The sequence below is a fragment of the Maribacter thermophilus genome, assembly GCF_001020565.1.
Lineage (GTDB): Bacteria > Bacteroidota > Bacteroidia > Flavobacteriales > Flavobacteriaceae > Maribacter > Maribacter thermophilus.
The window spans coordinates 3,791,535-3,804,383 of sequence record NZ_LDAS01000001.1; the positions used below are offsets into that span (position 1 = coordinate 3,791,535).

Genomic DNA, 12,849 nt, shown 5'->3' on the forward strand with positions numbered 1-12,849 from the left:
TAAAAGCTTAGCATTTTAGATGAATTCCAAGGAAATAAGAAAACAGTTCTTAACATTTTTTGAGGGTAAGAAACATAAAATAGTGCCCTCGGCACCCATGGTAATAAAAGACGACCCTACATTACTTTTTACCAATGCGGGGATGAACCAGTTCAAAGAATTTTTCTTGGGCATCAACGAACCAAAAAATTCTAGGGTCGTTGATACGCAAAAATGCCTTAGGGTAAGCGGCAAGCATAACGATCTGGAAGAGGTAGGTAAAGATACCTATCACCATACCATGTTCGAAATGTTGGGGAACTGGAGTTTTGGTGATTATTTTAAGGAAGAAGCCATTTCTTGGGCTTGGGAACTGTTGACGGAGGTTTTTAAGATAGATAAGGAATGTTTGTATGTTTCCGTTTTTGAAGGTAGTGATGATGCCGACAAATTGGATAAAGACCATGAAGCTTACTCTATTTGGAGTAAAATTGTACCAGAGGATAGGATTCTCATGGGCAATAAAAAAGACAATTTTTGGGAAATGGGAGATCAAGGGCCATGCGGACCTTGTTCGGAAATACACGTAGATATACGCTCGGAAGAGGAAAAGAAAAAGGTTCCGGGAGCCAGTTTGGTAAACAAAGATCACCCGTTAGTGGTAGAAATCTGGAATCTTGTATTTATGCAATACAACCGAAAAGCCGATGGATCTTTAGAGAACCTGCCTGCCAAACATGTAGATACGGGTATGGGCTTTGAACGTTTGTGTATGGTGTTGCAGAATGTAAAATCTAATTATGATACAGATGTATTTACACCGCTAATACGAGAAATAGAGGCGATTACAAGCTCTGAATACGGAAAGGATGAGGAAACCGATATTGCGGTTCGTGTTATTGCAGATCATATAAGGGCGGTGTCTTTTTCTATTGCCGACGGTCAATTGCCAAGTAATAATGGTGCGGGTTATGTTATTAGAAGAATTCTTCGCCGTGCCGTTCGGTACGGTTTCACCTTCTTGAAAACCACAGAACCTTTCATGTATAGGTTGGTGAAAGTTTTAACCCATACAATGGGGGAAGCCTATCCTGAACTTGCCGATCAGAAGCAGTTGATAGAGAACGTAATAAAGGAAGAGGAGCATAGTTTTCTTAAAACCCTGGATCAAGGCTTGGTTTTGTTGGATACCATCATAAAAGGTACAAAAGGTGAAACGGTAGATGGTGCCAAGGCATTTGAACTCTATGATACTTTTGGTTTCCCGATAGATTTAACTGCACTTATTTTAAGTGAAAAAGGGTATAAATTGGATGAGGCCGGTTTTAACAAAGCCATGCAAAAACAGAAGGACAGGTCTAAATCTGCCTCAGAGGTGTCAAAAGATGACTGGAAGGTGTTGCAGTTTGATACAGAGCAAGAATTTGTAGGCTATGATTTATTACAGGCCGATGTAAAAATCGTAAAATACAGAAAAATAGTTTCCAAAAAACAAGGGGAGCAATATCAATTGGTATTTAATTTAACCCCCTTCTATGCAGAAGGGGGTGGGCAAGTAGGTGACAAAGGTTATTTGGAAGCTTCAAACGGAGATGTGGTGTATATAATAGACACTAAAAGAGAGAACAATGAGATTGTTCATTTTGCAAAAACCTTACCTAAAAAGTTAGAAGGTACTTTTAGGGCGGTAGTAGATGCCAAACAAAGACATAGAACAGAGGCCAACCATACCGCTACCCACTTATTGCACCAGGCATTACGGGAAATATTGGGAACCCATGTTGAACAAAAGGGGTCTGCCGTACATTCTAAATATTTGCGGTTCGATTTTTCGCACTTTGCAAAAATGACCAAAGAAGAATTGGATCAGGTAGAAAGGTTCGTAAATGCAAGGATCGAAGGGCAATTGCCTTTACAAGAAGAGCGAAACGTTCCTATGAAAGATGCTTTGGAAGCTGGGGCAATGGCACTGTTCGGAGAAAAGTATGGAGACACCGTTAGGACTATAAAATTTGGTAAATCTGTGGAGCTGTGCGGTGGTACCCATGTGAAGAACACGGGAGATATATGGCATTTTAAAATAGTATCGGAAGGTGCTGTTGCCGCTGGCATACGAAGAATAGAGGCTATTACCAGTGATGCGGTGAAAGGGTTTTATTTAGAGAACGATAGGTTTTTAAACGAAATAAAAGGGGTTTTGGGTAACCCACAGGATGCCTTAAAGGCCGTGACCAACTTGCAGGAGGAAAATGCACAACTGAAAAAGCAGGTTTCCGCATTGTTGAAGGACAAGGCGAAGAATCTTAAGGTTGACCTATTAAAAGAACTGCAAGAAGTTAACGGGGTGCGTTTCTTGGCCAAAAAATTGGATTTAGATGCGGCAGGGATCAAAGACCTATCTTTTGAAATGGGGCAGAACAATGATGATTTGTTTCTATTGTTCGGTACCGAGCAGAATGGTAAGGCGTTGCTTTCTTGCTATATATCTAAAGAGTTGGTGGCTTCCAAGCAGTTAAATGCGGGCAGCATAGTTCGTGAACTTGGAAAATTTATCCAAGGTGGTGGAGGCGGACAACCTTTCTTTGCCACAGCTGGAGGTAAAAAACCAGAAGGTATAGACGAGGCTCTTGAGAAAGTAAAAGAGTATTTGGTTTAGGCATTCGAATCAATTTAACTTCGGTGCTAGATATGGATACGTCCAACAGCGAAGTAGTAGAAATATATGAAACTTCAGACCCAAGTACCGTTGTTAAAATCGGAGCATCAAATCGACTATGCTAGTCGAATATTGTTGTTGGGGTCTTGTTTTTCTGAGAATGTTGGAAACAAACTTAGCTATCATCAATTTCAAATGGAACAAAACCCCTTCGGAATATTGTTTCACCCTATGTCCATTCAAAATTTGATATTAAAGGCGATAGAGGGGTATACCTATACCAAAGCGGATATTTTTTATTTGAACGAACAATGGCACTGTTTTGACGCGCACTCCCATGTAAGTGCCGTTACCGAAGAAGAACTTTTAAACAGCCTGAACCAAGCGATTGAATTGACGGGCAAGTGGCTTCGTCAGGGTTCCCATATAATAATTACCCTAGGGACTGCATGGGTGTATGAGGATATCAAAAAGGGGAAGGTAGTGGCGAACTGCCATAAAGTGCCCCAAAAACAGTTTCAAAAAAAATTGTTGTCGATAGCCGATATCACAAGGTCGCTTCAATCTATAACAAGTGCAATTTTGGATATAAATCCAACGGCTAATTTTGTTTTTACGGTTTCTCCCGTACGTCATTTAAAGGATGGTTTTGTAGAGAATCAACGTAGCAAGGCACATTTAATTAGTGCTGTACATGAAGTAGTGGAAAAGTCGAACAATAGCCAATATTTTCCTTCTTATGAAATTATGATGGATGAGTTGCGCGATTATCGTTTTTATGCACAAGATATGGTGCATCCTAATGAGTTGGCCATAGATTATATTTGGAAAAAATTCCAGTATGTATGGATATCGGATACGGCCGAAGAGACGATGGCAAAAGTAGCTGAGGTTGAAAGGGGGTTACGCCACCGGCCTTTTAATCCTGATTCGGAAGCGCATAAAAAATTCCAAAAGGTACTTGATCAAAAAATTGCCTATCTTAAATCGGAATATCCATTTATGAATTTTGATAACCGTTCTTTATGAGAAGATTTGTAGCCGGGGTTTTGATAACATTAGCGGCTGTGTTCATTTTTCGTTCATGTATGGATGAGAACGGTTCAAAGGCCATTCTGCAAGAACATTCCTTGCTTATACAGCAACAAATAGAAAATGTATCAAAGCTTGTAGTCACCGAGGGCCATTTTTCGGAGGTGTATAACTATAAAGATTCCAAAGAGCTGTTCGGGGCCTTGTTGACGGCAGAAAAGAAAGCTTTGGTGGTGGTTAATGCAGATGTGACGATCTCTTATGATCTAAATAAGATTATGTTTGAAATCGATGAAGAATCGAAAACACTTATAATAAAAAGTATACCTGAACCGGAAATTAAGTTGAATCCCGATTTTGAGTATTACGATGTCACCGCAGATTACCTGAATCCGTTTGATGCCGGTGATTACAATACCATAAAAAGAAATGTAAAAGCTTCATTGTTAAAGAAAGTAGAGGCTTCTTCTTTAAAGTCGAACGCCCAGAATAGATTGATGAGCGAATTGCACAAGTTTTACATACTTACCAATACCTTGGGGTGGCGCCTTTCTTTTGAAGGTACCCTTATAGAAACTGCCAATGACTTTCCTACTTTGCGCTAGCTACTAGGTTACTTTTTGTAAGAGCAATACCGTCATCAATCAAATGGCCTACCTTAGGGTTGTCCAGTTTAATATTTTCTAGATGGTTTTTTATTTCTTCCGCAAATTGAATGTCGTTATTGGTTATGGCCAATTCATAAAGTTCAACAGGTAACAACCAGTCGTTAGGGTATTTTGATTTTACTTCTTTAAATACCTTGTTTCGCGAAATGGTCGTGTTTTTTTTCTCTCTGTAGTCTCTTATTTGTTGGTAAAGACGAGATAACTCACTTTGCTCTGAGTTTTCTGGGGCGGTAATTGTTTTGGTGAGCTCGTGATCCATAAGGTCAAAGCTATTTAAATCGGCAGGACCGTTGAAAGCCGATACAATATGTTCTCCTATTGCCATATTGTATAGTTCGTTGTTAGATTCGAACAACACTTTGTTGTTATGGGTTACTTTGCAATTTTCTAGGGTAATGAGCATAATCTTTCCTTGAAGATTTCTGGTTCCGGTAATTATTTTTCCGGTTACATTAACACCGCCTTCAAAGTTTAGGGAAACAGTATTTCCTTCATAAAGGTCATAGGCCTTTAAATCTCGTGGGCTCATATTTTCTATGGCGAGGTTAATTCCCTTTAGGCGTCCTAAAGGAGACCCAAAGCCAGATTTATGCTGGTTAATGTCTTGGCCTACTAATTCTTTTTCTCTGTATGCCAAAGCAGATTTGCCATTTGTTTGAAAGTAAACGGGGCTGCCTTCATGTTCAATTACATATTCGAAATTTCCAGATATTTGAAGCCCTGTACTAAGTTCTATGGTTCCCAGGTCTTTTGAATCTATAAGTTTTTGAATACCTCTCAACCCTCCGGTACGAAGGGCCATAGTGTTGGCGAAATCTTCCAAAACTTGACTCAAAAATGCAAAGTCTGGGGTAACGAATAACTGTGGTTGCGGCTTGGTAATGTCGAATGGGGTTTTTGCCGCTTCTATGGAATAAGGAACTTTTTGTACGGCATCGGTCATGCACCAAGTGCTTTCCCCAATACTGGAGAGCAATCCTGCCCCATAAATTTTTGGGTCTTCCAAAGTGCCTATTAGGCCATATTCCACTGTCCACCAATGCAGGTTTCTGATCAAGGCCATTTCACTTGGTTCACCCATATTCTGCTGTAATTCTTCCACCTTTTTTTCTGCTTCGGTAATAACCTCGACCGGGGTACCCTTTGCTTCTTTAATGATAGATAAATGTCTTACCGCTTGGTATAGTTCAAAATCTTTTGCATTGGAAACGGCTTTGCTGCCAATTTCCCCAAACCTTCTTAAATAAGCGGCATATTCAGGGTTGGCTATAATAGGTGCATGGCCGGCACCTTCATGAATAATATCGGGTGCGGGCGTATACTCAATATGTTCTAGTTGGCGTATATCGCCAGCAATGACCAGAACATTGTAAGCCTGGAATTCCATAAAAGCCGCCGGGGGTATAAAACCATCTACGGCCACGGCCGCCCATCCCAAGTCTTTAAGAATTCGGTTCATACCGTACATGTTAGGTATTTCGTTTATTGAAATGCCTGTTTTAACCAATCCCTGAATATAGGAGTCGTGGGCAACCCTACTTAAATAATCAACGTTTTTTCGCATTACATATCGCCATACCGCTTGATCGATAGCGGTATAATCCTCATAGTTTTGAGGTTTTATGTATTGTTTAAGATGCTTGGGAAGTTTATCTAGAATAGGATTGCTCTCGTAACTCATAATTTTCATTCATTTAGAATTAAAAACTTATACTTAAATATAATATTTTTAGTTTAAATCCCTTAACATTGATGTATTAATAGTATTTTTTACTTATTTGTGTATATTTATTAGTAAATAAGTCTTATTTGATGTAGTTTTAGTATGGTTAAAAGGAAAAAATTTTATGTACACCTTGGATGACATAGACAGGCAGATTTTGAAAATTCTGGAAGAAGATGCAAAAACAGGTGCAAAATCCATTGCGGGGCAGTTGGGTTTGACCAAGACCCCGGTTTACGAGCGTATTAAAAGAATGGAGGCTGAAGGGTTTATAAAAAATTATAAGGCGGTACTTGATACTAATAAAATAGAACAGAGTATTACTGTTTTTAGTTTTGTTTCTTTAGATGCCCAGAAAGGAAGTTTAATGGATGAATTTTTAGATAATGTCTCTAAGTTCAATGAGGTTACCGAATGTTATGTGGTTGGTGGAGAGTTCGATTTTCTATTAAAGGTGACCGTGAAGAACCTTGATGCGTATTACCATTTTGCCAAAACAAGAATTGCTTCATTGCCCAATATTGGGGCAGTAAAGAGTGCTTTTGTGTTAAATGAGGCTAAGAACAGTCAACATTTTCCGTTATTATAAAAAAATCCGTTTGGTCAAGCGATCAAACGGATTTCTGTATTATAATGGATATGCGCTTATTTTAAGGCCACCGCATTGGGTGGATATTGTTCCAATATTTGAGAAACAAATTCTTTAATACGTTGTTCTTTCTTTTCTATATTATTGGTATTGGCCAAGGTGCCTTCGCCTTTTCCTTGCCATACCAGTTCTTTGCTTTTTGTATCAATAAGGTCTATATAAAGCGACCCTTGAGTTCGGGTGCTTACGCTGTTGCCTCCCCAGCCCCAGCCCCAACCAGGACCCCAAGCATATGGATTGTAACCCCAGCCCCAGGCACCGCCCCAGCCAAAATTGTTATTATAGATATCAACTCTTTCCTGTTCCTTTGTAAAAATGCTGACCAATAGATCAGGGTTCTCTGACTTTACAAATCCCCTGGACTGCATTTCCGCCTCTATGGCCCTAAGAATACGTTTTTTATCCAAATCCGAAATTTGCGCTTTATCTATTCCTGTTTTATAGAATGCGTATGACTTATACCCGTTAAAGTCAGCTTGTTGGTCATAATCGGAAAGTACCTGTATGGAAGAACAGGAGCTGAGCATAAAAACGGCTAGCATTGGCAGGACCAGAAATTTAAAGTTTTTCATAATAATATTTTTACGTTAAAGAATTTTTCTCCAGTTAAAAAGTCTCAAAAATCATGCCGAACCCCTTTGTTATTGGCTATTGGTCTTTGGGTCGTAACCATAGGGGCAATGTTTGCAACCACTTTCGCAGCAGTATCCTCGTTTTAGGTGGTACTGTTCTGTGAAAACCCGGTATCCATCCTCTGACCAGTAAAAATCTCCTTCTTCAATAGGGAGTATGTTTCTCATTCCAATAATATGGGTTCTGTATGTTTCAATTGAGATTTATAATACTTAAAATTACTTTTTTATGTTGATAACCCAATAAAATATCCTTTTTAAGGCCAATGTTTAACGCTATTTTGACATATTTGATGCGTTTATCGGTTTTGTTGGCAATAAAATCCAGTATCTTTTTAACAGGTGTGTTTATCATTTATATTTGTAAAAGACTAGAATAGCGTTGTCTATGATATTGGTGTTCAAACATTTTTTTTATAAAAACTATGTAGGGTTGTCTCTTTGGCCCTTCATTTTTATAAAAAACCATACCCTTAAGTTCGATAAAGAACTTATTAACCATGAAAAAATTCATTTAAGGCAACAGCAAGAATTACTCATAGTACCATTTTATATTCTGTATCTAACAGAATGGTTAATAAGGTCTGTTTTTTACTTGGATACGTATAAGGCATATCAAAACCTAAGTTTTGAGCAAGAGGCATATGCAAATGAACATTGTGATGATTATTTGGATAATCGAAGGCCTTTTAGCTTTATTAAATACTTTTGTATTCGTAAATAAATCTGTTTGCAAAGCTATAATCAATTCCTAAACCTTTCCCTTTTAAAGGAAAAGCAGATAACCCTTGCCGTTAAAAGGGAAGATTTGTTGCATCCATACATTTCAGGAAACAAATACCGAAAATTAAAGTATAATTTAAAGGAAGCGATAATTCAAGGCCATGATACCTTGTTAACTTTTGGGGGTGCTTATTCCAACCATATTTCGGCAGCATCGGTAGCGGCCAAGAACAACGGCCTAAGGGCCATTGGAGTGATACGGGGAGAAGAGTTGGAGCAAAAGTGGCATAAGAACCCTACTTTGAAATTTGCCGCTGAAAACAATATGCAGTTTAAATTTATAAGTAGGGAGCTCTATCGCAATAAAACCGATAAGGAATTCTTGAAAGGATTAAGAAAAGAATTCGGTGAATTTTATTTAGTGCCGGAAGGAGGCACCAACCCTTTGGCAATAAAGGGTTGTGAGGAAATTTTAAATGAAAATGATGAAGAGTTTGATGTTGTAACCGTTTGTGTAGGAACAGGTGGTACCATTTCAGGACTGAGCAATTCTTTAAAAAATGAGCAGAAGGTATTGGGCTTTTCGGCATTAAAGGGGGATTTTCTTAGTGCCGAGATAGAAAAAATGACACAAAGACCAAATTGGGATTTAATACACGAATATCATTTTGGAGGATATGGCAAGGTCAATGAAAAGTTGATCACTTTTATAAATACTTTTAAAAGGGAAACAGAAATTCCGTTAGATCCCGTTTATACAGGAAAAATGATGTATGGGTTGTTGGATATGATTAAGAATGATAATTTTGCTCCGAGAACAAAAATTTTGGCGGTACATACTGGTGGATTACAGGGGGTTATTGGTATGAATTCTGTATTGCAAAAGAAAAATTTACCTTTGTTGGATATATGAAAAATAAATTTTTAACACTTTTGGTACTGGCGGTAATAGCTGTAGGATGTAAATCTAAAAAGGCTTATTCAGATAATCTTCGTACCAAAAATGTGCTTTCTGAACGCAGTAAGTCAAAATCCGGTCACCATAAACGAAGCAGTGGAGACAAGACGGGTGGTTCGCTGCCAGAGGATTCCGGTAAGTTTGTTCGCTTTAAGATAGAAACGGTTTCAGAATACATAGATACTTTCTCAGAAATAGCCCAACAAGAAATGGAGACCTATGGGATACCGGCAAGTATTACCCTGGCCCAAGGTTTGTTGGAGAGTGGTTACGGAAAAGGGGAATTGGCCATGAAGACCAATAACCATTTTGGTATTAAGTGCCATACCGGATGGGAAGGTGATTATGACTTTCATGATGATGATGCCAAAGGGGAATGTTTTAGAAAATACAATCATCCTATGTATTCATTTAGGGATCATAGTTTGTTTCTGACAACAAGAAACAGGTATGCATTTTTGTTCGATTACAGGGTAACCGATTATAAAAAATGGGCCCATGGTTTGCGAAAGGCAGGTTATGCGACCGATAAAAAATACCCCCAAAAATTGATTTATCTGATAGAAAAATATCAGCTGTACAAATATGATAAGGGAGGGGCCAAGATCGCTTATGAAAAAAGTGAAATAAAAAACACGGAAACCAATGCCATTCATATAGTTAAAAAAGGAGATACCCTTTATTCTTTGTCGAAACGTTATTATGTTTCGGTAGATGAACTTATGCGCATGAACAATTTGAGGGATTCCGGACTTTCCGTTGGTCAAAAACTTTTGGTAAAGACCACTTCCGTAAACTAATATATAGATGATTTATAAAAGAAGTAGTGCGTTGTTCGCCGACGCAAAAAAATATTTGCCGGGTGGGGTAAATTCACCCGTAAGGGCTTTTAAAGCGGTAGGGGGTGATCCAATTTTCGTAAAAGAGGCCAAAGGTGCCTATCTGTACGACGAAGATGGTAATAAACTAATAGATTATATTGCCTCGTGGGGGCCATTGATCTTGGGTCATGCCTATGAACCTGTAATTTCGGCCATTATAGAAAAGGCTCAAAAAGGAACATCCTTTGGTATGCCCACCGAAATTGAGACCGATTTGGCAAAGTTGGCGGTTTCCATGGTGCCCAATATAGATAAGATCCGGTTTGTAAATAGTGGAACGGAAGCTTGTATGAGTGCCGTTAGATTGGCAAGGGGCTATACAGGAAAAGATAAGATCATAAAATTTGCAGGTTGCTATCATGGCCACTCAGATTCTTTTTTGATACAGGCGGGTAGTGGTGCCGTTACTTTTGGAAGTCCGAATAGTCCTGGGGTTACCCAAGGTACCGCCAAAGATACCTTGTTGGCCGATTACAATAATTTAGAGAGTGTGGCCAAGTTGGTGTCGGCGAACGCAGGTGAGATTGCAGCTGTGATTATAGAGCCCATAGCTGGCAACATGGGGTGTGTTGTACCTACGGATGAGTTTATGCATGGTCTAAGGGAACTGTGTACAAAAAATGGCATTCTGCTCATTTTTGATGAGGTAATGACCGGTTTTAGACTGGGAAAAGGTGGGGCGCAAGAAGCTTTGGGAATCGATGCCGATATTGTGACTTTCGGTAAAGTAATTGGTGGTGGTTTACCCGTAGGGGCCTTTGCTGCAAAGGAAGATATTATGAGTTATTTAGCTCCAGACGGACCTGTTTACCAGGCGGGTACCTTAAGTGGAAATCCATTGGCAATGAGTGCGGGCCTGGCTATGTTGACAGAGTTGAACAACAAACCAGAAGTATTCGATAGTCTTCAGAAAAAAACAGAATACTTGCACCATGGTTTGTCGCAGGCTTTAGGTAAAAAGAATGTGCCCTATCAGATCAATCGTTTTGGTAGTATGATTTCTGTTCACTTTACAGATGAACCTGTTGTGGACTTTGCTTCATCGGCCAAAGGAAATAACGAGACCTTTAAAAATTACTTTCATGGTATGCTAGATCAAGGGGTGTATCTTCCACCTTCTGCTTTTGAAAGTTATTTCTTGAACGATGCACTTTCTTATCAAGATTTGGATGAGACCATAGAGGCGGTCGAAAAACTGGATCTGTAAATATTAATGCTCCGGAAGAGCGTTAAATTCATTTCTTTTGATTTGGAACCATTCTTGCATGGCATTTGCCGACTGCATCATGGTTTTCATATCTTGCATTGCCTTAAGATGAGGGGTATCACCTTTTAAGAACATTTCAGAGGCGTGTTTTTTGCTGAGTTCTACCATTTCTTCAAAGCTGTTGGCGTGAAATTTCATCTCACAAGCCCCTCCTAATTGTTTGCAAGTCATTGTTTTCATGTCGGTGCAGTTTAACAGGTAGCTATTAAAGTACATCTTTTTTGTTTAAAATAGAAAGCGGATTGTTGAAAATGGGAAGACTTTGATACTTTTATTGAAGGGGCTAATTCAGTTGCATATGCAATATGGGATAGGGTTTGCCAGTTGGGTCTGTGGCTGATCGACATATAGTTTTAAAACCAAAATGTTGATAGAACCTTACTGCGTTTTCGTTTTGTTCGTTTACATCTACTCTCTTGATATCGAATTTTTCGATAGCATATGTTAGTAAAGCTTTTCCGATTCCTTGACCTATATGGTCAGGATGTACAAACAACATTTCTAAATTATTTTCCGCAACCCCGAAAAAACCGATTATTTTATTTTCATGGTCCTTAAAACATCTAAGCTCAACGGCATCTAGGTATTGTTCTAAGATCAAAGGTTTAAAATATAGAATATCTTCTTCTTTTAAAAAATGGTGTGTAGCCCTTACCGAGGATTCCCATAAATCTACAACTTCTTGGTATTGGTCATTGGTGATGGGGTGCATAGAAACAAATAGGGTCTTAATTATGATAAATGTTACTGTAAGAATGGCAAGTTATGTAAAATAATGAATGAAAATATTTTGTTTTTAAGGTATGATAAAATATTTAAGCAAAAAAAAGACCCCGCTTTTATTGCAGGGCCTTTTTAAAACAATCACTAAACAATTAATATTATCTTCTAGCTTCTTTACCTCGCTTCTTTTTTCCCTTATTGTCCATACTTCTCTTTTTTTGCATTTTTTCCCACTTGGCATATTGTTCGTCCGACAAGATGGATTTTATGGCTTTTTTGTGCGCGATTTGTTTGTCTAGACGCTCGTTTTGCATGGCATACTTTTCATCTGCGGTCAATTTTTCGTCATTTTCCCTCTTTGTTTTGCGTTCTTCCATCTTGGCTTTTCTTTCTTCAGCATCTTTGGTCAATAATGTTTTCATTTTTGACTGTTGTGCGTCTGTTAGATCCAGTGCTAAAGTCATTCTTTTTGTTTGAAGGGTAGCCATTTGTTCAGGAGATAGGTCTTTCATAGATCCTCTACCTTCTCTCATGTCATGTCTTTGTGCCATTGCCGTCATACCTGTTAATAAAACGGCTATCATTACTAATTTTTTCATCGATATAATTTTTATGGGTTTTGTAAATAGGACGGTCTATTTGAAGAAAGGTTTAAAGACAGTGTTTCTTTTAGTAATAATTTAACTGTTTGGGTAACATGGTAAAAACAAAAAAAAGCATGGCGGTAGGCCATGCTTTTTTGTAGACTTGTGTAGGATATCTATTGTACCTCTTCGGTAGTTAAATTCTCTGTAAAAGGTTGTATTACAATATCGGCTTGAGCCACTTCTTTGCTCTTTTGGGGCTCTTCTTTTTTAGAGCTATCGGTTTCTAAATGATAAGTGACCGCTGCTATCATAAAGCAGCCGAGGTAAATAAGGCTTTTTATTTTGTTATTCATGGTTGTTGGGGGTTTTTG

At 38.5% G+C, this 12,849-nt stretch carries 14 protein-coding genes; 7 read left to right on the forward strand and 7 right to left on the reverse strand.

Annotated features, from left to right (window positions below; genetic code table 11):
- Positions 1-19: 19 nt before the first annotated feature.
- The 3 genes from alaS to AB657_RS16510 all read left to right on the forward strand — a co-directional run bounded on the left by alaS (position 20) and on the right by AB657_RS16510 (position 4,272).
- Positions 20-2,635 carry an alanine--tRNA ligase gene (alaS, locus tag AB657_RS16500; RefSeq protein ID WP_047247506.1) on the forward strand — a complete coding sequence of 872 codons (2,616 nt, stop codon included), beginning with the start codon at positions 20-22 and terminating at the stop codon, positions 2,633-2,635.
- A gap of 66 nt (positions 2,636-2,701) precedes the next feature.
- The gene (locus tag AB657_RS16505) at positions 2,702-3,664 is read left to right on the forward strand and encodes a GSCFA domain-containing protein (protein ID WP_047247507.1); all 963 of its coding nucleotides are present in this window, start codon (positions 2,702-2,704) and stop codon (positions 3,662-3,664) included.
- Positions 3,661-4,272, forward strand: a complete 612-nt coding sequence (locus AB657_RS16510; protein ID WP_047247508.1) for a DUF4230 domain-containing protein — start codon at positions 3,661-3,663, stop codon at positions 4,270-4,272. The genes AB657_RS16505 and AB657_RS16510 overlap by 4 nt, the downstream gene beginning before the upstream one ends.
- Here AB657_RS16510 and AB657_RS16515 read toward each other — a convergent pair.
- Positions 4,259-6,016 carry an aromatic amino acid hydroxylase gene (locus tag AB657_RS16515; RefSeq protein ID WP_047248056.1) on the reverse strand — a complete coding sequence of 586 codons (1,758 nt, stop codon included), beginning with the start codon at positions 6,014-6,016 and terminating at the stop codon, positions 4,259-4,261. The two genes, AB657_RS16510 and AB657_RS16515, sit on opposite strands and share 14 nt — an antisense overlap.
- Before the next feature lie 166 nt (positions 6,017-6,182).
- On the opposite strand from AB657_RS16515, the gene AB657_RS16520 reads away from it, so the two are divergent.
- Positions 6,183-6,647 (forward strand): Lrp/AsnC family transcriptional regulator, encoded by a 465-nt coding sequence (locus AB657_RS16520; RefSeq protein WP_047247509.1) that lies wholly within the window; start codon positions 6,183-6,185, stop codon positions 6,645-6,647.
- Between the two features lie 56 nt (positions 6,648-6,703).
- On the opposite strand, the gene AB657_RS16525 is transcribed toward AB657_RS16520, so the two are convergent.
- Positions 6,704-7,279, reverse strand: coding sequence for a DUF4136 domain-containing protein (locus tag AB657_RS16525; RefSeq protein WP_047247510.1), 576 nt, complete (start codon positions 7,277-7,279; stop codon positions 6,704-6,706).
- Between the two features lie 69 nt (positions 7,280-7,348).
- Positions 7,349-7,507 carry a DUF5522 domain-containing protein gene (locus tag AB657_RS18110; RefSeq protein ID WP_198146915.1) on the reverse strand — a complete coding sequence of 53 codons (159 nt, stop codon included), beginning with the start codon at positions 7,505-7,507 and terminating at the stop codon, positions 7,349-7,351.
- 562 nt (positions 7,508-8,069) lie between these two features.
- Between AB657_RS18110 and AB657_RS16535 the strand changes: the two genes are divergently transcribed.
- Genes AB657_RS16535 through hemL form a run of 3 tightly spaced genes read left to right on the forward strand, consistent with a single transcriptional unit; the run spans position 8,070 to position 11,108 of the window.
- On the forward strand, positions 8,070-8,975 hold the full coding sequence (locus tag AB657_RS16535; RefSeq protein ID WP_047247512.1) for a 1-aminocyclopropane-1-carboxylate deaminase/D-cysteine desulfhydrase: 906 nt from the start codon (positions 8,070-8,072) through the stop codon (positions 8,973-8,975).
- Positions 8,972-9,820 (forward strand): glucosaminidase domain-containing protein, encoded by an 849-nt coding sequence (locus AB657_RS16540; RefSeq protein ID WP_047247513.1) that lies wholly within the window; start codon positions 8,972-8,974, stop codon positions 9,818-9,820. The genes AB657_RS16535 and AB657_RS16540 overlap by 4 nt, the downstream gene beginning before the upstream one ends.
- 7 nt (positions 9,821-9,827) lie before the next feature.
- Entirely contained in the window at positions 9,828-11,108 is a 1,281-nt protein-coding gene (gene hemL / locus AB657_RS16545) for a glutamate-1-semialdehyde 2,1-aminomutase (RefSeq protein ID WP_047247514.1), read from the forward strand.
- A 3-nt stretch (positions 11,109-11,111) separates the two neighbouring features.
- On the opposite strand, the gene AB657_RS16550 is transcribed toward hemL, so the two are convergent.
- The 4 genes from AB657_RS16550 to AB657_RS16565 form a co-directional block, all read right to left on the reverse strand.
- A complete protein-coding gene (locus AB657_RS16550; protein ID WP_047247515.1) occupies positions 11,112-11,348 on the reverse strand; it encodes a hypothetical protein in 237 nt (78 codons plus the stop codon).
- Positions 11,349-11,451: 103 nt separating this feature from the next.
- A complete protein-coding gene (locus AB657_RS16555; protein ID WP_047247516.1) occupies positions 11,452-11,880 on the reverse strand; it encodes a GNAT family N-acetyltransferase in 429 nt (142 codons plus the stop codon).
- Positions 11,881-12,049: 169 nt separating this feature from the next.
- A complete protein-coding gene (locus AB657_RS16560; protein ID WP_047247517.1) occupies positions 12,050-12,490 on the reverse strand; it encodes a hypothetical protein in 441 nt (146 codons plus the stop codon).
- A 161-nt stretch (positions 12,491-12,651) separates the two neighbouring features.
- Complete coding sequence (locus tag AB657_RS16565; protein WP_047247518.1) at positions 12,652-12,831, reverse strand: hypothetical protein; 180 nt, start codon at positions 12,829-12,831, stop codon at positions 12,652-12,654.
- Positions 12,832-12,849: the final 18 nt, after the last annotated feature.